15 protein-coding genes and 1 pseudogene are annotated in these 18366 nt (G+C 61.1%); 13 read left to right on the plus strand and 3 right to left on the minus strand.

What is annotated here, in order from left to right:
* The first annotated feature begins 188 nt into the window (after positions 1–188).
* The 13 genes and pseudogenes from B3V69_RS08580 to B3V69_RS08645 all read left to right on the plus strand — a co-directional run bounded on the left by B3V69_RS08580 (position 189) and on the right by B3V69_RS08645 (position 11525).
* Positions 189–473, plus strand: coding sequence for a BrnT family toxin (locus tag B3V69_RS08580; RefSeq protein ID WP_296445615.1), 285 nt, complete (start codon positions 189–191; stop codon positions 471–473).
* A gap of 5 nt (positions 474–478) precedes the next feature.
* Entirely contained in the window at positions 479–688 is a 210-nt protein-coding gene (locus B3V69_RS08585) for a BrnA antitoxin family protein (RefSeq protein WP_296445617.1), read from the plus strand.
* Positions 672–879: pseudogene (locus tag B3V69_RS08590) on the plus strand (type II toxin-antitoxin system Phd/YefM family antitoxin). Before B3V69_RS08585 ends, B3V69_RS08590 begins: the two are co-directional and overlap by 17 nt.
* A 213-nt stretch (positions 880–1092) precedes the next feature.
* Positions 1093–1848 (plus strand): HNH endonuclease, encoded by a 756-nt coding sequence (locus B3V69_RS08600; RefSeq protein ID WP_296445621.1) that lies wholly within the window; start codon positions 1093–1095, stop codon positions 1846–1848.
* Positions 1841–2869 carry a DUF6236 family protein gene (locus tag B3V69_RS08605; RefSeq protein ID WP_296445623.1) on the plus strand — a complete coding sequence of 343 codons (1029 nt, stop codon included), beginning with the start codon at positions 1841–1843 and terminating at the stop codon, positions 2867–2869. Before B3V69_RS08600 ends, B3V69_RS08605 begins: the two co-directional genes overlap by 8 nt.
* A 242-nt stretch (positions 2870–3111) precedes the next feature.
* Positions 3112–4032, plus strand: a complete 921-nt coding sequence (locus tag B3V69_RS08610; protein WP_296445625.1) for a DUF5677 domain-containing protein — start codon at positions 3112–3114, stop codon at positions 4030–4032.
* A 235-nt stretch (positions 4033–4267) separates the two neighbouring features.
* Positions 4268–4498, plus strand: a complete 231-nt coding sequence (locus tag B3V69_RS08615; protein WP_296445627.1) for a HypC/HybG/HupF family hydrogenase formation chaperone — start codon at positions 4268–4270, stop codon at positions 4496–4498.
* On the plus strand, positions 4495–5634 hold the full coding sequence (hypD, locus tag B3V69_RS08620) for a hydrogenase formation protein HypD (RefSeq protein WP_296445630.1): 1140 nt from the start codon (positions 4495–4497) through the stop codon (positions 5632–5634). Before B3V69_RS08615 ends, hypD begins: the two co-directional genes overlap by 4 nt.
* 2 nt (positions 5635–5636) lie before the next feature.
* Positions 5637–6698 carry a hydrogenase expression/formation protein HypE gene (hypE, locus tag B3V69_RS08625; protein ID WP_296445705.1) on the plus strand — a complete coding sequence of 354 codons (1062 nt, stop codon included), beginning with the start codon at positions 5637–5639 and terminating at the stop codon, positions 6696–6698.
* 10 nt (positions 6699–6708) lie between these two features.
* Positions 6709–8589 carry an enoyl-CoA hydratase-related protein gene (locus B3V69_RS08630; protein WP_296445631.1) on the plus strand — a complete coding sequence of 627 codons (1881 nt, stop codon included), beginning with the start codon at positions 6709–6711 and terminating at the stop codon, positions 8587–8589.
* A gap of 68 nt (positions 8590–8657) precedes the next feature.
* Positions 8658–10268, plus strand: a complete 1611-nt coding sequence (locus tag B3V69_RS08635; protein WP_296445707.1) for a B12-binding domain-containing radical SAM protein — start codon at positions 8658–8660, stop codon at positions 10266–10268.
* Between the two features lie 15 nt (positions 10269–10283).
* On the plus strand, positions 10284–10625 hold the full coding sequence (locus B3V69_RS08640; RefSeq protein WP_296445633.1) for a zinc ribbon domain-containing protein YjdM: 342 nt from the start codon (positions 10284–10286) through the stop codon (positions 10623–10625).
* Positions 10626–10673: 48 nt separating this feature from the next.
* A complete protein-coding gene (locus B3V69_RS08645) occupies positions 10674–11525 on the plus strand; it encodes a creatininase family protein (protein WP_296445635.1) in 852 nt (283 codons plus the stop codon).
* Positions 11526–11741: 216 nt separating this feature from the next.
* Here the strand turns inward: B3V69_RS08645 and B3V69_RS08650 are convergent, their stop codons facing one another.
* From B3V69_RS08650 to B3V69_RS08660, 3 genes are all read right to left on the minus strand, one after another.
* The gene (locus B3V69_RS08650) at positions 11742–13163 is read right to left on the minus strand and encodes an efflux transporter outer membrane subunit (RefSeq protein WP_296445637.1); all 1422 of its coding nucleotides are present in this window, start codon (positions 13161–13163) and stop codon (positions 11742–11744) included.
* Positions 13160–16282, minus strand: coding sequence for a multidrug efflux RND transporter permease subunit (locus B3V69_RS08655; RefSeq protein ID WP_296445638.1), 3123 nt, complete (start codon positions 16280–16282; stop codon positions 13160–13162). The genes B3V69_RS08650 and B3V69_RS08655 overlap by 4 nt, the downstream gene beginning before the upstream one ends.
* The coding region (locus B3V69_RS08660; protein WP_296445641.1) for an efflux RND transporter permease subunit at positions 16279–18366 on the minus strand (2088 nt) is incomplete at its 5' end. The genes B3V69_RS08655 and B3V69_RS08660, both read right to left, overlap by 4 nt.

Genomic DNA, 18366 nt, shown 5'->3' on the forward strand with positions numbered 1-18366 from the left:
TTGGGGTCGGATTCCAATTTTGCTGCGCAGCACCCGAAGGGACGGCCAACGGCCGGGCAAATTTGGACTCTGACCCCAATAACACGGGGAACAGCACAAGCCAGCATCAAAATGCGGCAGTAGCGGTGTCCTCGCCTTGCCTGACCGTAAGCCTTGACCTGTAACTACACTGTAGTTACATTTGAACCATGGAAGCACTTCATTTTGAATGGGACGAGGCAAAGGCCAACGCCAACCTCAAGAAGCACGGCGTTGGCTTTGACGAAGCCAAGTCTGTCTTTCTGGATGATCATGCCAAGTTGATCCCCGATCCAGATCACTCCATCGATGAAGAGCGCTTTGTTCTATTGGGCTATAGCTCAAGCTTGAAGCTTCTTGTGGTCTGCCATTGCTATCGCGCAGAGGGTCGGGTGATCCGCATCATCTCGGCGCGAAAGGCAACACGACAAGAAGCGAAAATTTACGAGAGGTAAAAACCATGCGCGCCGAATACGATTTTTCCAAAGCAGTGAAGAACCCCTACGCTACACAGCTCAAGAAGCAGATCACCATTCGCTTGGATGAAGAGAGCCTTAGCTACTTCAAGTCCATCTCTGCCGATGTAGGAATTCCGTACCAAAGTCTCATCAATCTGTATCTCAGGGATTGCGCAACATCCCATCGCAAGCTCAATCTCAAATGGAAATGATGCCCGCGCCAATTTTGCACCGGATCATTGATGAGACCGCAGCGTCCCATGAACCGATCATGATTTCGGGAAAGGGAACAAGTGCCGTTCAAGAAACTTTGTACTTGCTTGCGGTGCCAGGCATGCGCGAATCTATCAAGGCAGGCATGGCGGAGCCGTTGGCAAAAAATGCGAAGGTGCTGAAATGGTGAGCCTACTCGCGCCGCATCAACATCCAGCATCGACTGGTTTACGAGGTATTCACCAAAGAGAGGACCGTCCGTGTATTGCGTATGTGGACCCACTATGAGTGAACGGACCAACAGGTCGGCCCACGCAGACACAGACGGTCAGATTGCCGCTCCGCAACTTGTGGCGGATGTCGGTAACCTCGGTCGATTGGCAAGAGAAAAGGAACTCATCCGATGGAACTTGTAAGCACCACAGCACAGGTTGCCGAGAATCTTGGCATCTTCGACGGTTATCGAATTAGTAGTGACGCAGTACGCAGGTCGTTCTATTCGGAGAGGCTGAGGCTTGGGACGCAATTCGTCGTTGGCAAGTCAGGGACGCGCTACTTGTTCGCGCCAAGCCGTTTTGCTGGCTACGCAAACTGCACTTCCGAGCGTCACGCGGCGTTTCCGAAAAAGGACGGAAAGCTAACCACACCACGTCTAACCTCACTGTTGGGAAAACCGCTTGCGGATGCGCGCATTGAGACCTCTTACCTGAGTCTCTGTGTGGAAGTTGGTGCGGTCCCCGCTCTAAAAAAGCGCACTTACTGGCTGCTGGCAACAGACGTAACCCCTGTACCCAACGTGCTGTCTGGCGAGCCAGGATTTCCGGATGAAGTCTCCGAGTTCGTGGAGGGTGCGACTAGGCAAGTAGTTGTGAATGCCTATGAGCGAGATCCAAAAGCAAGGGACGCATGTTTGCTTCACCATGGATATAGCTGCGTGGTTTGCCGCTTCAACTTCGCAAAACAATACGGTGAGATTGGGAAGAATTTCATCCATGTTCACCACCTTGCGCCGATTTCCAAAACCAAGGAACAGCATGCGATTGACCCCGTGCGCGATCTTCGTCCTGTGTGCCCGAACTGCCACGCAATGCTTCATCGTTCAGATCCGCCGTTCACAATTGAAGAGCTAGTTTCTATTCGAGCTGCAAAAAATGCCTAGCAATGCGCTGTACTTTCCTTACATCGACGTACCAAGCACCTCTTGGACGACGCAGGCTATTTTGTACTGGGACAAACTGGCTTCGATCATCCCCATGGACCACCTCCATCATCCCGAACAGATGGATAACATGACCAGAGAACTGCTCTCTGAGGGGCTTGTAGAGCCAATCATCCCGGGGATGCACATCTATCAAGCTCATAGATTCGACGAGTGCTTCATCGATTTTGTGGAGCGAACAGTTCTTCCCTCCCGGCGGTGCGCAACTCGTCGCGAAGTAGTTCTGCCGGTATCACGCATACACGCAGAAAAGATGGGACGGATACCGGACTTTCTAGTTGAATCAGGTTTGGCAAAACAGCTTGACTGGGCTTGGTATGAGGTCGATACCCCATTGGCGAATCAATTCATGGCATATCTGGCATCGGTACTGGGTGCGCTACCCGGTGTCAACGCCACGCCGATCACAGATAGAGCTCTGTTTGCGACTGTTCTCGGTTGTAGGCGACCGCAGCCGATGCGCAACACCACACTGCACGCTTTCAAGGCACGGCAGGTCGTTCTAAAGTCCATCCTCCCTGTCCCTAACGGCCCAGTGAATGTTGGGAAACTGCTCAGTTTTAAGGAGCGGCATGGACATTTGCTGCCGCAGCTACGCACAAGAATTGAGGCTCGTTGCTCGCTCATTGCGCTCTTGCCAGAACCTGAGGATCGAGTTGTCGCGACACAGGACTTCATCAACGAGTGCAACGATCAGATAGCCGAAATAGTGGCCGCGATGCGGCCATCTTTCGCAAAGATTGCATTGGTGTCATTGACTCCGCTGTTCGGCTCAGGCCTCGCGCTCCATGCGACGGACCCGAGCAACGTCGTCGCTTACGCGGGTGCAGCAACATCGCTTGCTGGTGCTGCGTACCAAGCAATCTCCAGCATACATGCGCCCCGAATAGCGCAAGAAGCTAGGCCCCTTGCCTACCTCGCCCATGCAAGGCGTGAGCTGGCACCTAGCCAAACTTTCTAGTCGATTCAAATCAAGCGCCATGCCCTGTCGTATTCATGCACTCTCCACATGTCGATGCAATCCAACCCTCGGCCATAAATAGCATCAATATGACGATTGAGAAACCCCACCTGACCTCCATTGACTGCGAACACGGTCAACGAAGTCATTCATCAGCCAGCTTGTCAAGTCGTCTAGCTTGGGAATTCCAAGATAGGCGTTCGGCTGCCTAAAGCGGAACGCCAACGTTCGGCGTCTCAATCATGACTATCGACCCTTGCATCCCCACAGATAGCGAAGAACTACCACTGCTAGATGCACTGCGCGGCTTGGCAATGCTTCAGCAGGAGTTTCTTCGTCTAGCACTCTTCGTCGCATCTGAGGGTCTTGCAACCTTCGAAGGAGAAAAGCTAAGGTGCACCCTTGCCGATGGTCAGAGACGTACAAGTACGTTTCTTGCAATGGCAGCCGGTCAATCGCTTGAAACGTTGCTTCGTATGGCGAAGCTTCGAGGTATACCCGTTCGAGACGCATACCCAGTCGCACGCTCGGCAATCGAATCTTTCGTCAATGCGAGTTACCTGTTGGCTGAGTCTGATGACGTGGCAGCACGGGCAATCCGGTACATTGACTTCGCCTCGTGGCGTCATCAAAACAGGAAGTTTGGAAGCGGCGAGTTTTCCATCGAGGTTCGCTCAGACCCAAACCCTTCAGCCACGCTCGCGCTGGAATATCCAGAGTTCAGTGGTAAGGGCAAGGGTTCCTGGACGAGTCTTGACGTTCCTAGCCGTATTCGACGAGTTGGCGAACTCGCCGGGCATAGAGCTGGATCACGCCTGCTTGCTGCGTACGGCCTGGTTTACTCTCTTTCGTCCGAGATTATTCATGGTTCCCCCTTTGGAGCGAGCTACTTCTACTCTGCGCATCAGAAGGGCGAAAGAACTACCGAAGCGTTTCTCGCTGCAACGGCCCGCCATCTTGAGGAGATATTCATTGGCGTGCTTCATGCTGGGTGCGGTTATCTTGCCGCGTTCTTTGAGCAACAGGGTATGCAGGAACCTCTGAAGGCAGAGGAGAAGATTTTCACGCGGCTCTTGGAATTGAGCACGAAGCCGTCTTCTGCATTTCCTCCTGTTCCTATGCAAGCTGCAGCCAATGGAAAGGATCACGGCAATGATGCTTAACTCCAGGCTAAGTGTTGTCCAACCGTCGTTTCGTCATATTGCAACCTCCCCGGGTTTTTGGGGTCAGAGTCCAAAAGGCCCCGGACTTCGTCCATCCCTTCGGGTGCTTCGCAGCCATATTGGAATCCACCCCCCAAACCCTGCACCACTGGAACATCAACAACAAAACACCCGCTAGCCCCCGTGAAATAAACGCAAGCAGCTACCATTTCAATAGCACCCCAAGGAGCCCATCATGTGTCTAGCCATTCCCGCCCGTGTGGTGGAACTCTTGCCCGCTCTGCGTGCCGTGGTCGATCTGGCCGGGGTGCGCAAGGAGGTGTCCATTGATCTGGTGGACGACGCGCAGGTGGGCGACTACGTGATCATCCATGCGGGCTATGCCATCGGCAAGATCGATCCTGAGGAGGCGCAGCGCACGCTGGCGCTGTTTGCCGAACTGGCGCAGTCGCAAGCCCAGCCATGAAATACATCGACGAGTTCCGCGATGGGGATGGTGCCCGCCACATCGCCGCCAACATTGCCGCCGAAGTGCGCCCCGATGTGGCCTACAACTTCATGGAGTTTTGCGGCGGGCACACGCACGCCATTTCGCGCTACGGCATTGCCGACATGCTGCCCGCCAATGTGCGCATGATCCATGGGCCGGGTTGCCCGGTGTGCGTGCTGCCGATTGGCCGCGTGGATCTGGCGATCCGCCTCGCCCTGGAGCAGGGCGTGATGCTGTGCACCTATGGCGACACCATGCGCGTGCCGGCCTCGGACGGCCTCTCGCTGATCAAGGCCAAGGCGCGCGGTGCCGATATCCGCATGGTCTACTCAGCCGCCGACGCGCTCAAGCTGGCCGAGCAAAACCCGGATCGCGAGGTGGTGTTTTTTGCCATCGGCTTCGAGACCACCACGCCGCCCACGGCCCTGGTCATTCGCGATGCGGCAGCGCGCGCGGTCAAGAATTTCAGCGTGCTGTGCTGCCATGTGCTGACCCCGGCAGCCATCACTCACATTCTGGAAGCGGCCGAGGCGCGCCAGTTGGGCACGGTGCCGATAGATGGCTTCATTGGGCCGGCCCATGTGAGCATCATCATCGGCTCCAAACCCTATGAGGCCTTTGCCCACACCTATCACAAGCCGGTGGTGATCACCGGGTTTGAGCCGCTGGATGTGATGCAGGGCATCTTGATGCTGGTGCGCCAGGTCAATGCCGGGCGGGCGGTGGTCGAAAACGAATTCTCGCGGGTAGTCACGCGCGACGGCAATCTGGCGGCGCAAAACCTGGTGTCGCAGGTGTTTGAGTTGCGCGAGAGCTTTGAGTGGCGCGGCCTGGGCGAGGTGCCCTATAGCGCGCTGAAGATTCGCCCGGCATTTGCCGCATGGGACGCCGAGCGCAAGTTTGACCTGCACTACACCCGCGTGCCCGACCACAAGCAATGCGAATGCGGCGCCATCCTGCGCGGGGTCAAGCACCCGCAAGACTGCAAGCTGTTTGGCACGGTGTGCACGCCGGAGAGCCCGATGGGGTCTTGCATGGTGTCGAATGAAGGGGCTTGTGCGGCGCACTATTCGTATGGCCGCTTCCGCGACATCGCGGTGGTGGCAGCATGACCATGACGACTCGCAAGAAAAACTACTTGCGCCCCATCGACTTCAAGCACGGGCACATCGACATGACGCACGGCGCCGGCGGGCGGGCCGCGGCGCAGCTAGTGGATGAGCTGTTTGCCCGCGCCTTTGACAACGAGTATTTGCGCCAGGGCCACGATGGGGCCTTGCTGCCATTCCCCACCGGTGGTCGGCTGGTGATGGCCACCGATGGCCATGTCATTTCGCCGCTGTTCTTCCCCGGCGGGGACATTGGCTGCCTGTCGGTGCATGGCACGGTCAACGATGTGGCCATGTCGGGGGCCAGGCCGCTGTATCTGGCCGCCAGTTTCATTCTGGAAGAAGGCTTTGCGCTGGCCGATCTGAAGCGCATTGTGGAGTCCATGGCGGCGGCGGCGCGCGACGCGGGTGTGCCCATCGTGACCGGCGACACCAAGGTGGTGGAGAAGGGCAAGGGCGACGGCGTGTTCATCAGCACCACCGGCGTGGGCGTGGCGCCGGAAGGCCTGTGCATAGACGGGCGCCAAGCACGGGCCGGGGATGTGATTCTGGTCTCGGGCACGGTGGGTGAGCACGGCGTGGCGGTGATGTCGCTGCGCGAGTCGCTGGAGTTTGAGACCGCGATAGTGTCCGATACCGCCGCCCTGCACACCCTAGTGCAAGCCATGCTGCAGGCCTTGCCCGACCCCACTGCCCTGCACGTGCTGCGCGACCCCACGCGCGGCGGGCTGGCCACCACGCTCAACGAGATCGCCACGCAATCGCAAGTCGGCATGGTGATCGAGGAAGCTTTGATTCCCGTGCTGCCGCAAGTGGAGGCCGCCTGCGAGCTGCTGGGCCTGGACCCGCTCTACGTGGCCAACGAAGGCAAGCTCATCGCCATCTGCGCGCCCGAGGTGGCCGACACCCTGCTGGCCGCCATGCGTGCCCATCCGTTGGGGAGCGGTGCGCAACGCATTGGCACCGTCACGCAGGACGCCCATCACTTTGTGCAGATGAATACGCGCTTTGGCGGGCGGCGGGTGGTGGATTGGCTCAGCGGCGAGCAGTTGCCGCGCATTTGCTAAGTCTTGCCCCATGCGCATCCTTCTCCTCACCCACAGCTTTAACAGCCTGAGCCAACGCCTGTTTGGCGTGCTGCAAGCGCTGGGCCACACCGTGTCGGTGGAACTGGACATTGCCGACGCCGTCACCGAGGAAGCGGTGGAGATGTTCAAGCCCGACGTCGTGCTGGCGCCTTTTCTGAAACGCCGCATTCCCGAAACGGTCTGGGCGCACACCGTGTGCCTGGTGGTGCACCCCGGCATCCCCGGTGACCGTGGCCCCAGTGCGCTGGATTGGGCCATCACCCGGGGCGATGCGCAATGGGGCGTGACGGTGTTGCAGGCGGTGGAAGACATGGACGCCGGCGAAGTCTGGGCCTGGGAACCGTGTGCCGTGCGCCCCGATGCCACCAAGTCCAGCCTGTACCGCCGCGAAGTGACCCAGTCCTCCGTGGTGGCCGTGCTGCGCGCCTTGCAGAGGTTCACACCCGGCAGCTTGCAACCAACAGCAGGTTTTTTGGGGTCGGATTCCAATATGACCGCGAAGCGGCCCGAAGGGTTGCCCAAAGGGCAAATCATTTTGGACTCTGACCCCAATAAACCGGGGCACACCGACACGACCACACTCAAGCCAGGCACCTGGAACCCCCAAATGCGCCAACACGATAGACGCATCGACTGGACGCGCGACGGCACGGACACCGTGCTAAGCAAAATCGCCGCCGCCGACGGCTCCCCCGGCGTACTGGATACCCTGTTCAACCACCCCTGCCGCCTGTTCGACGCCCACCCCGCCAGCGCACAAGTCGTCGCCGCGTTCTCAGGCCACGAGCCCGGCACAGTGCTGGTCCGGCGTGGACCCGCGCTGCTGCGCCGCACCGTGGACGGCGCCATCTGGGTCGGCCACGTGCGCCAAGAGGAAGACTCCACGCCAACCCAGCCCACACCCACGCAGTCCCCAGGCGCCGGCGTGCTCAAACTGGCCGCCACCCGCGTGTTTGCCACGCAGGCCGCCGCCCTGCCCGAACTGCCGGTCCCACTGATGCGCGAGGACCACGAGTGGGACGAACTGCGCTACCGCGAATTCGGCCCTGCTGGCGCATGCGTAGGCTGGCTGGACTTTGAATTCCACAACGGCGCCATGTCCGAGCGCCAATGCCTGCGGCTGCGCGATGCCTTGCGCTGGGTGCGCATGCGGTCCACGCAGGTGCTGGTGCTGGCGGGCGGGCAGGAGTTTTTCTCCAACGGCATACACCTGCATGACATCGAAGCCGCCCAGCGTGTGGCCGGAGACAGTGCCGCCGATGCCTCATGGCGCAACATCAACGCCATGGACGACGTGGCGCTGGAAGTCCTCACACTCACGGACCGCATCACCGTGGCGGCCCTGCATGGCAACGCCGGCGCCGGTGGCTGCTTCCTGGCGCTGGCCGCCGACGTGGTGTGGGCGCACGCGGGCGTGGTGCTCAATCCGCACTACAAGAACATGGGCAATCTCTATGGCTCGGAGTACTGGACCTATTCCCGGCCCCGGCGCATCGGCGAGGCCGCCAGCCGCGCCCTGATGCAGGAGCGCCTGCCACTGACCGCCGTTGACGCGGTGGCGCGCGGCTTGCTGGATGCCGCATTCGGCGACGGTGCGCAGGACTTTGGCGAACAGGTGCTAGAGCGTGCCCTGGCGCTGGCCGCGACGCATAACCTGCCGCAGCGCCTGGCGCAAAAGCAGGCGCAACGGGAACAGGACGAGGCCCACAAACCGCTGGCCGATTACCGCGCCGAGGAACTGCAACGCATGCACCGCAACTTTTACGGATTCGATCCCAGCTACCACGTGGCACGGCACCATTTTGTCTATCGCAAACCCCATGCGTGGACCCCGCGCCACCTGGCGGTTCATCGGAAAATATACCTCTAGCCCCCGTCGTATATGGATCTGTAGCTATCAAAATAATAGTAAAAGACGCCGTGTTTGATAATACCTGCATGGTCTTGCCCCACGCTGTCGATTCGTCCACCATTATTTTGGCCACGCTGAACGCCAAATACATCCACGCATCGCTCGGTTTGCGCTACCTGCTGGCCAATATGGCGCGCCATGGCGGAGCGGATTTGCGCCAGCGCTGCGTGCTGCGCGAGTTCACGATTGCGCGCAAGCCGCAGGAGATCATGGACGAGCTGCTGGCCGTGCTGGGTGAGCCCAAGCCGGGTGCGGTGCAGGTCGTCGGCTTTGGCGTGTACATCTGGAACGTGCTGCAAACCACTGCCGTGCTGCGCCTGCTCAAGGCCGCGCGCCCAGACATCAAGGTGGTGCTGGGCGGCCCCGAAGTCAGCCATGAAGTCGAGGAACAGGAGATCGTCCGGCTGGCCGACTTCGTCATCACCGGCTGGGGCGATGTGAGTTTCCCCAAGCTCTGCCGCGCCCTGTTGCACGGGCCGCAGCCGCTGATGAAGGTCATCGCCGGTGAACAGCCGCCGCTGGACCAGATGGCCTTGCCCTACGCCGAGTACACCGACGCCGATCTGGCGCACCGTCTGCTCTACGTCGAAGCGTCGCGCGGCTGCCCCTTCAAGTGCGAGTTTTGTTTGAGCTCGCTCGACAAGACCGCCTGGGCCTTTGATCTGGAGGTTTTCCTCGCCGAGATGCAGGTGTTGCACCAGCGCGGCGCGCGCAACTTCAAGTTTGTGGACCGCACCTTTAACTTGAAAATCGACGCCTCGGTGCGCATCCTGCAGTTTTTTCTGGACCGCTTGTCAGACGATTTGTTCGTGCATTTTGAAGTCATCCCCGATCAGCTGCCCGATCGCCTGAAAGCCATGATCGCGCAGTTTCCGCCCGGTGTGTTGCAGTTGGAGGTCGGCGTCCAGAGCTTCAACGTCGAAGTGCAGCAGCGCATTTCGCGCAAGCAGGACAACGAGCGGACCGAGGCCAATTTGCGCTGGCTGGTCAACGCGTCGAATGCCCATTTGCACACCGACCTCATCTTTGGCCTGCCGGGCGAGACGCTGGCGAGTTTTTCCGCCGGCTTTGACCGCCTGCACGCCTTGGGGCCGCACGAAATCCAGCTCGGCGTTTTGAAGCGGCTGCGCGGCACGCCGATTGCCCGCCACACGGTCGCCTACGGCATGGTGTACGACCCCGATCCGCCTTACACCGTGCGGCAAACCGGCGCGGTGGACGCGGCCACGATGCAGCGCTTTACCCGCTTCTCGCGCTATTGGGACCTGGTCGCCAACTCGGGGCGCTTCAAGCAAACCCTGCCGCTGCTGCTGGGCGTCGCGCCTTCACCGTTTGATGCGTTTCTCGGTTTGGCCGACTGGCTGTGGCAAACGACGGGCACAACCAGCGGCCTGTCGCCCGAGGCGCTGGTGGATGCGCTGTTTGACTACCTCAGCGTCCGCTGTGGCTTGCCCGCCCAGACGGTGCGGCAAACGCTGCTGGCTGATTTCCTGGCCAGCGGCGCGCGGGCCAGTCCACGCGCCCTCAAAGGCCTGTTGCCCAAACAAACGGCGCCTATCAGTCATACGGCCAAAACGCTGGCGCAGCGCCAGGAGCGGCACCTGCCGGTCCCGCCGACTCAGCCGCAGCAGACATGATTCAAAATACACGCTATGCAAAATCTACCTCCTTGCCCCCAGTGCACTCTTGAAAACACCTACCAGGACGGCGACCACTACGTCTGCCCCGACTGCGCCCACGAGTGGCTCGCCCAGGCGCCGACCGATGACAGCGAAGACGGCGGCGCCGTCATCAAGGATGCCAACGGCAATCCGCTGGCCGATGGCGACTCGGTCATCCTGATCAAGGATTTGAAAGTCAAAGGCGCGTCCACCGTCCTCAAAAAAGGCACCAAGGTCAAAAGCATCAAATTGACCTCGGGCGACCATGAGGTGGATTGCAAGATGGAGGCGGGCAGCTTCATGTTGAAAGCCTGTTTTTTGAAAAAAGCGTAAGCCGTCAGCAGGCCCCAAATAGCCAGAGCAGGCTCACAAGATCAAACCATGACCACTCCATCCAGATTCTGGGCCGACCTCTCCACGCAGGACTTTGCCCGCCTGATCGCCACCGGCCAGGCGGCACAGACCATCGCCGTGCTGCCGGTCGCCGCCACCGAGCAGCATGGCCCGCATCTGCCCCTGAGCGTGGACACGGTGCTGGTGGACGGTGTCATCGCCGCGGCGCTGTCGCAGCTGGCGCCGGACTTGAATGTTCTTTTTCTGCCGACACAGGCGGTGGGCCTGAGCCCCGAGCATGCGCGCTTTCCCGGCACGCTCACGCTCAAGGCCGAGACGATCCTGCGGCTGTGGACCGACATTGGCGAATCCGTCGCAGCGGCGGGCATCCGGAAACTGCTGCTGTTCAATTCGCACGGCGGTCAGGTCAGCGTAATGGACCTGGTGGCGCGCGATCTGCGCGCGCGCCTTGACCTGCTGGTGTACAGCGTCAGCTGGTTCAACCTGCCGCTACACGACGAAAGCGGGCAAGACGTCAATGCCTTGTTCAGCGCCGACGAACACCGTTTTGGCATTCACGCCGGCGATATTGAGACCTCGATGATGCTGGCGCTGGACCCGGCGCACGTGGACATGGCGCAGGCCCGAGACTTCAGCTCCAGCGCGCAAGAACGGGCGCAGCGCTTTGCCATTCTGGGCAACGGCAAAAGTGCCAAGCTCGGCTGGCAAACGCAGGATTACAACCCGGCCGGTGCGGTTGGCAACGCGGCTGCCGCTACGGTCGACAAGGGGCGGGCGGTGGTGGACGCCGCGGGGCGAAGCCTGGCCCGCTTGCTGGCAGAAATTGACCGGTTGCCTTTGACGACCCTGGTGGCAGGACCTGTCCCGGCGTCGCGCTAACTTTCAGCGACTTCAGAGTCAACGCCCCCGGCGCTACAGGCGGGCACCTTTTGACTTGCTCGCGCTCGGTGTCGCCGGCCCGTCATCTTGGCGCGTGTGCCTTCACGCGCTGGCTTGACTTTGAGCGGCGTCATGACCGCCATCCTGCCGGGTCGGCACAAGGAAGAAAGCCACGCCTGGGAAGCCGATCAGGGTCATGTCGGCACCGGCGTTGCGCTAATTCTGAATCGTGTTCCACCGACCGCCTATGTTTTTGAGCAGTTGTGCCAACGCCAGCAGCCTGCGATTTCGCACATCGAGCAGACTGCGCTCCACCGACAAGGCGGCCGCCTGCGCCGTCACGACATTGAGATAACTCACGGTGCCGGCCTTGTACTGGTTGCTGACCACCTCCAGTGCTTTTTGGGCCGCCGACAGGGCCTCGACCTGGACCGCATTCGACTCGTCCAGGCTGGACGCAATTACCAGATTGTCTTCCACCTCCTGCAGCGCCGTCAGCACCGTCTGGCGATAGACGGCCACCGCTTGCGCGGTAGCGGCGGTTGCGGAGTCTTCCGCCGCCTGGCGAGCGCCGCCATCAAACAGGGAAAGCGCCAGCGCCGGGCCAAGCGACCAAAAGAGGTTGGGCGCACTGATCAAGTCGGCCAAACTCGCCCCGCGGTAGCCGGCACTGCCCGACAAGGTCAAGGCGGGGAAATAGGCGGCGTGGGCGACGCCGATCTGGGCATAGGCGGCCGCCACGCGTCGCTCGGAAGCGGCGATGTCAGGCCGCCTTTCCATAAGCGTGGCCGGCAGTTGCAGGGGTACGTCGGGCGGCGTTGGCAAGAGCGCTGTCACCGGCAGGCTGAAGCCGGCCGGCGGCTTGCCCAGCAGCACCGCCAGCGCATGCTCCAGCTGGGATCTTGAACCGCGGGTTTCAATCCATTGCGCCTGCGTGGTCTTGAGTTGCGTTTGCGCCTGCGCCACGTCGGCCGCCGACGCCACCCCGGCGCCGTAGCGGTTCTGGGTCAACTCTAGCGAGCGCTGGTAAGCGGCCACCGCACTGTCAAGCGAGGCGGCTTGCGCCTCCGCGGTGCGCAATGAAAAATAGGTCTGCACCAGGGTCGCTTGCAGCGACAAGCGGGCGGCGGCCAGGTCGTCCTGGCTGGCCTGGAGTTTGGCCTGCGAGACCTCGACGCCAGAGGACAAGCGGCCCCACAGATCAAGCTCCCAACTCGCGTTGGCGCCCAAGGAATAGCTGTCCGTTACGTTGGCCCCGTTGACCGCATTGGTGCCGCGCGTGGCGCCCGCCGTGGCGCCTAGCGTGGGAAAGAGCGACGCCCGGCTGGCGCCCAGGGCCGCCCGAGCCGCCTGGTACTGCGCGACGCTGTTCTTGAGGTTTTGGTTGCCCAGCACCAGGTCCGCCTGCAGTTGGTCCAGCGTCGGATCCTTGAACAGCCGCCACCAGTCGTCCGGGACTTGATCGGCCTGAACGCGGGCGGCAGCCCACTGCTTGGTCTCCTTGAAGGCCGACGGGACTTCCATCAGGGGTTTCTCATAGGGCGCCATGTTGGCGCAGCCCGACAAGCCCAGCAGCAGGAAGCTCAGAACCAGGGGCGTCGCATGGGTGGTCGCCAGTTTATAAATTTTGGTGTTCATGGAATGTCGCCCGCCGTTGCCATTGAATAACTGGGGCCGGTTTGCTTGGGGACTGAACCGAAACGCCGCGCGCCCCAAGCCCGCAAACGGTCCATCAGCACATAGATCACCGGCGTGGTGTAGAGCGTCAGCAATTGGCTGAAAATCAATCCGCCCACCACCGCAATCCCCAAAGGTTGGCGCAGTTCCGCACCATCACCAGTGCCCAATGCCAGGGGAATCGCGCCGAAGATGGCCGATACCGTTGTCATCAGGATCGGGCGTATGCGCAAGCGGCAGGCGCGAAAGATCGCTTGCGGTGCCGTCAAGTTGCCGTGGCGCTGGCGCTCGATGGCAAAGTCAATCATCATGATAGCGTTCTTCTTGACAATGCCGATGAGCAAAATAACGCCGATCAGCGCGATGATGGAAAACTCGGTCTTGAACATCATCAGCGCCAACAGGGCGCCCACGCCCGCCGAGGGCAGCGTGGACAAAATCGTGAGGGGATGAATCAGGCTTTCGTACAAGATGCCCAGCACCAGATAGATCGTCACCAGGGCCGCGAGAATGAGCAGGGGCTGGCTGCTCAAGGACGCATTGAACGCCTGGGCCGTGCCCGCGAAAGTGCCGCGCACCGATACCGGTACGCCGAGTTCCGCCATCGCGTTCTGGACCGCAACGGTCGCCTCCGACAAGGAGGCCCCCAGCGGCAAATTGAAACTGAGGGTCGAGGCCGGCGCCCCGCCCTGATGGTTGATCGACAGGGGCGTATTGGTCATCTCCATTTTGGCGAACGCAGACAAGGGTATCTGTGCGCCCGAACTCGACGTGAACATCAACTGGCGCAGGGACTCCGGGTTTTCCAGGTATTCGGGTGCCAGCTCCATCACCACCCGGTACTGGTTCAGCGGGTTGTAGATGACGCCGACCTGGCGCTGTCCGAACGCGTCGTTGAGCGTGGCGTCGACGGCGCTCATGGACAGGCCCAGGCGCGTGATGGCATCGCGGTCAATCACCAACGAAGTCTGAAGCCCCTGGTCTTGCTGGTCGGTATTGACATCTTCCAGTTCGGGCAGTTGGGTCAGGGCACGCCGTATGCGCGGCTCCCACAGGCGCAAAGTCTCCAGATCATCGGACTGCAAGGTGAACTGGTACTGCGCGTTGGCCTGTCGGCCGCCAATCCGGATGTCCTGCACCGGCACCAGGAACAGGTTGGCGCCGGGCTCACGCGCCAGCTTGATGCGCAGCCGTGCCACCACCTGATCCGCTGACACATTGCGTTGCGACAGGGGCTTGAGCGCCACAAACATATTGGCGGTATTGCGCTGGCTGCCGCCGGTAAAGCCGGTCACGTTCTCCACCGCCGGATCGGCCCGAACAATGGCGAGGAAACGATCGAGCCGCTGCCGCATCGCCTGAAAGGAGGTGCTTTGATCGGCCCGAATGTTGCCGACAATGCGCCCGGTATCTTGCTGCGGAAAAAAGCCTTTGGGAATCGTTCGGTACAGGTAGATGTTGAGCGTGCCTACCGCCACGAAGACCAGCAAAGTGATTGCCTGGTGCCGCAGCGCCAGGCCCAGCGAGCGGCGGTAGCTGCGCAACACCCAGTGCTGCAGCCGGGTGGACCAGCGCGACCATCGGGTGGAGGCCTGCACCGGTTTCGGTTTGAGCAGGGCGGCGCACATCATCGGCGTCGTAGTCAGCGAGACCACCATCGACACCAAAATGGCAGCCGACAAGACGACGGCAAACTCACGGAACAGTCGCCCCACGACGCCGCCCATCAAGAGGATGGGAATGAAGACGGCAATCAGCGACAAGCTGATCGACACCACGGTAAAGCCGACTTCACGCGCCCCGCTCAGGGCCGCCTGCCGCGCCGATGTGCCACGCTCCATGTGCCGGGTGATGTTTTCCAGCACCACGATCGCATCGTCGACGACAAAGCCGGTTGCCACGGTCAAAGCCATCAGCGACAGATTGTCCAGGCTATAACCGGCCAGGTACATGACCCCCAAGGTCCCGGCCAGCGACACCGGCACGGCCACGCTCGGTATCAGCGCGGCGCGGGCATTGCGCAGAAAAAGAAACACCACCAGAATGACCAGTCCGATCGAAATGGCCAGTGCGCGTTCCACCTCAAACAGCGAGGCGCGAATGGTGGGGGTTCTGTCCACCACCACGTCCAGATCGATGGCGGCGGGAATCGAGGCGCGCAAGTGCGGCAGCAGCGCGCGGACCCGGTCTACGGCCGCGATGATGTTGGCGCCGGGCTGCTTGAACAGAATCAGCAGGACCGAGGGTTTGCCGTTGGCGACGCCATAGTTGCGCACGTCTTGCACCGAATCCACGACCTGGGCCACGTCCTGCAACCGTACCGCTCTACCATTTTTATAGCGGATGATGACCGGCGCATAGTCGGCGGCGGTGCGGGCCTGGTCATTGGCGCCGATTTGCCAATAGCGGCTGCCTTCCGCCACCGAGCCCTTGGGACGATTGGCATTGGTGGACGTGATGGCCAGGCGCACCGCGTCCAGCGCAATACCGTTGGCCGACAAGCGATTAGGATCGAGCTCGATCCGCACGGCAGGCAGGGCGCCGCCGCCAACGATCACCTGGCCGATGCCCTCCACCTGTGCCAGGCTCTGGGCCAGCACGGTCGAGGCGGCGTCAAACATCTGGCCCCGGCTCAAAGTATCAGAGGTCAAGGCCAGAATCATGACCGGTGCGTCGGCCGGGTTGACTTTGCGGTAGGTCGGGTTGCTCGGCAGCCCCGAGGGCAGCAAGGTGCGTGCGGCGTTGATGGCGGCTTGCACGTCGCGCGCGGCGCCATTGATGTCGCGGTTCAGATCAAACTGGAGCACCACCCGGGTGTTGCCGAGGGAGGACGAGGAGGTGATTTCATTGACCCCCGCGATGGCGCCCAGAGCGCGCTCCAGCGGGGTGGCCACGGTGGCGGCCATGGTGTCGGGGCTGGCGCCCGGCAGCGAAGCCGACACCGAAATGGTGGGGAAATCCACTTGCGGCAAGGGTGCTACCGGCAGCAGGAAAAAGCTGATGACACCCGCAATCGCCACACCGAGCGTGACCAGCGTGGTCGCAATCGGACGGTTGATAAAGGGTTGCGAGAAATTCATGCCAGCCTATCGGCAGGCCGCTTGGCGCCGCGTTCGCGCCAGCGCAAGGCCAGTTGCGCAAAGCCCAAATAGATCACGGGTGTCGTGAACAGCGTGAGCAGCTGGCTCACGATCAAGCCGCCGACCATGGTCACGCCCAGCGGATGGCGCAACTCACTGCCGACGCCGCCACCCAGCATCAAGGGCAGCGCGCCGAGCAAGGCCGACAAGGTGGTCATCAGAATGGGGCGAAAACGCAGCAGGCACGCCTGGTGGATGGCCTGGCGCGGGCTCAAACCCTGCTCGCGCTCGGCATCCAGCGCGAAGTCAATCATCATGATGGCGTTCTTCTTGACGATGCCGATCAGCAGCACGATCCCGATCACGGCAATGATGCCCAGATCCAGTCGGGCCGCCAGCAAGGCCAGCAAGGCGCCCAGTCCGGCGGAAGGCAGTGTGGAGAGAATGGTGACCGGGTGAATGTAGCTCTCGTACAGCACGCCCAACACGATGTACATGGTCACGATGGCGGCCAGAATCAGCAGCAGGGTGTTGCGCAGCGAGGCCTGAAAAGCCAGCGCCGCACCCTGAAAACTGGTCTCGATACTGGGCGGCAGCTGTAGCGCCGCTTGTTCGGTCTTGATGGCTTGCACCGCTTCGCCCAAGGACACGCCGGGCGCCGCATTGAAGGAAATGGTGATGGACGGAAACTGCCCGACATGGTTCACCGACAGGGCGGCTGGCTTCTCCACCACGCGGGCCACCGAAGACAGCGGAACTTGGGCGCCGGTGCTCGACGGCACATACAGATTGGTCAGCGCCTGCAGGCCAACCTTGAAGGCGGGGGCCAACTCAAGCACCACGCGGTATTGGTTGGACTGCGTGAAGATGGTGGAGATCAATCGCTGGCCAAAGGCGTTGTACAAAGCGTTGTCAATAGCGGCGACGGTGACGCCGAGCCGCCCGGCCGCTGCTCTGTCGATTTCCACATAGGCCTGCAAACCCTGATCCTGCAAATCGCTGGCCACGTCGGCCAATTGCGGCGAGCGGTTCAAACGCTCTATCAGGCGCACGGTCCAGCTATTGAGTTCCTCAATATTGGGCGAAGACAACAAGAACTGGTACTGTGTTTTGGAGATGCGGTCTTCGATGGTGAGGTCTTGCACCGGTTGCATATAAAGTGCAATGCCCGGCACCGAGCGGGTGGACTCGGCCACGCGGCGGATGACATTGCCGATCTCTTTGGATGCCGCATCGCGCGCATCCTTGGGTTTCAGATTGATCAGCATCCGGCCGGAATTCAAGGTCGTGTTGGCGCCATCCACCCCGATGAAGGACGACAGGCTTTGCACCGCCGGGTCTTTCAGAATCTGCTCCGCCAGCGCCTGCTGCCGCTCGGCCATGGCGTTGAAGGAGGTGGCCTGAGAGGCTTCGGTAATGCCCTGAATCACGCCGGTGTCCTGCACCGGGAAAAACCCCTTGGCCACGACAAAATAAAGTGCGGTCGTCAGCGCCAGCGTGACGCCGAACACGATCAGCGTCGCTATTTGCCGATCCAGCACCCAGTCCAGGGCTTCGCCGTAGCGGCGGATGATGGTGTCAAAAAACCGCCCGGTGGCCTGGTACAGCTTGCCATGGCTGCTTTCGGGTGTGTGCTTGAGCAGGCGCGCGCACATCATCGGTGTCAGGGTTAGAGAGACCAGCGCCGAGATCAGGATGGACACCGCCAGCGTGATGGCGAACTCATGAAACAGCCGCCCCACCACATCCCCCATGAACAGCAGCGGAATCAGGACCGCGATCAGGGAAATGGTCAGGGAAATAATGGTGAAGCCAATCTGTTTGGCGCCTTTCAGGGCCGCCTCCAGCGGGGAGTCGCCCTGCTCCACGTAGCGCGAAATATTCTCGATCATCACAATCGCATCGTCCACCACAAAGCCGGTGGAAATGGTCAGGGCCATCAGCGTGAGGTTGTTGATGGAGAACCCCGACAGGTACATGACGCCGAAGGTGCCGATCAGCGACAGGGGCACGGCAACGCTCGGTATCAGCGTCGCGGCGGCACTGCGCAGAAATATAAAGATCACCATGACCACCAGCGCCAC

Origin of the sequence: Rhodoferax sp. UBA5149, assembly GCF_002413825.1 — a bacterium.
GTDB lineage: Bacteria > Pseudomonadota > Gammaproteobacteria > Burkholderiales > Burkholderiaceae_C > Rhodoferax.

Coding starts and splice junctions, on each gene's coding strand:
- B3V69_RS08580 (WP_296445615.1), top strand. CDS start 189: ATGGAAGCACTTCATTTTGAATGGGACGAGGCAAAGGCCAACGCCAAC.
- B3V69_RS08585 (WP_296445617.1), top strand. CDS start 479: ATGCGCGCCGAATACGATTTTTCCAAAGCAGTGAAGAACCCCTACGCT.
- B3V69_RS08600 (WP_296445621.1), top strand. CDS start 1,093: ATGGAACTTGTAAGCACCACAGCACAGGTTGCCGAGAATCTTGGCATC.
- B3V69_RS08605 (WP_296445623.1), top strand. CDS start 1,841: ATGCCTAGCAATGCGCTGTACTTTCCTTACATCGACGTACCAAGCACC.
- B3V69_RS08610 (WP_296445625.1), top strand. CDS start 3,112: ATGACTATCGACCCTTGCATCCCCACAGATAGCGAAGAACTACCACTG.
- B3V69_RS08615 (WP_296445627.1), top strand. CDS start 4,268: ATGTGTCTAGCCATTCCCGCCCGTGTGGTGGAACTCTTGCCCGCTCTG.
- hypD (WP_296445630.1), top strand. CDS start 4,495: ATGAAATACATCGACGAGTTCCGCGATGGGGATGGTGCCCGCCACATC.
- hypE (WP_296445705.1), top strand. CDS start 5,637: ATGACGACTCGCAAGAAAAACTACTTGCGCCCCATCGACTTCAAGCAC.
- B3V69_RS08630 (WP_296445631.1), top strand. CDS start 6,709: ATGCGCATCCTTCTCCTCACCCACAGCTTTAACAGCCTGAGCCAACGC.
- B3V69_RS08635 (WP_296445707.1), top strand. CDS start 8,658: ATGGTCTTGCCCCACGCTGTCGATTCGTCCACCATTATTTTGGCCACG.
- B3V69_RS08640 (WP_296445633.1), top strand. CDS start 10,284: ATGCAAAATCTACCTCCTTGCCCCCAGTGCACTCTTGAAAACACCTAC.
- B3V69_RS08645 (WP_296445635.1), top strand. CDS start 10,674: ATGACCACTCCATCCAGATTCTGGGCCGACCTCTCCACGCAGGACTTT.
- B3V69_RS08650 (WP_296445637.1), bottom strand. CDS start 13,163: ATGAACACCAAAATTTATAAACTGGCGACCACCCATGCGACGCCCCTG.
- B3V69_RS08655 (WP_296445638.1), bottom strand. CDS start 16,282: ATGAATTTCTCGCAACCCTTTATCAACCGTCCGATTGCGACCACGCTG.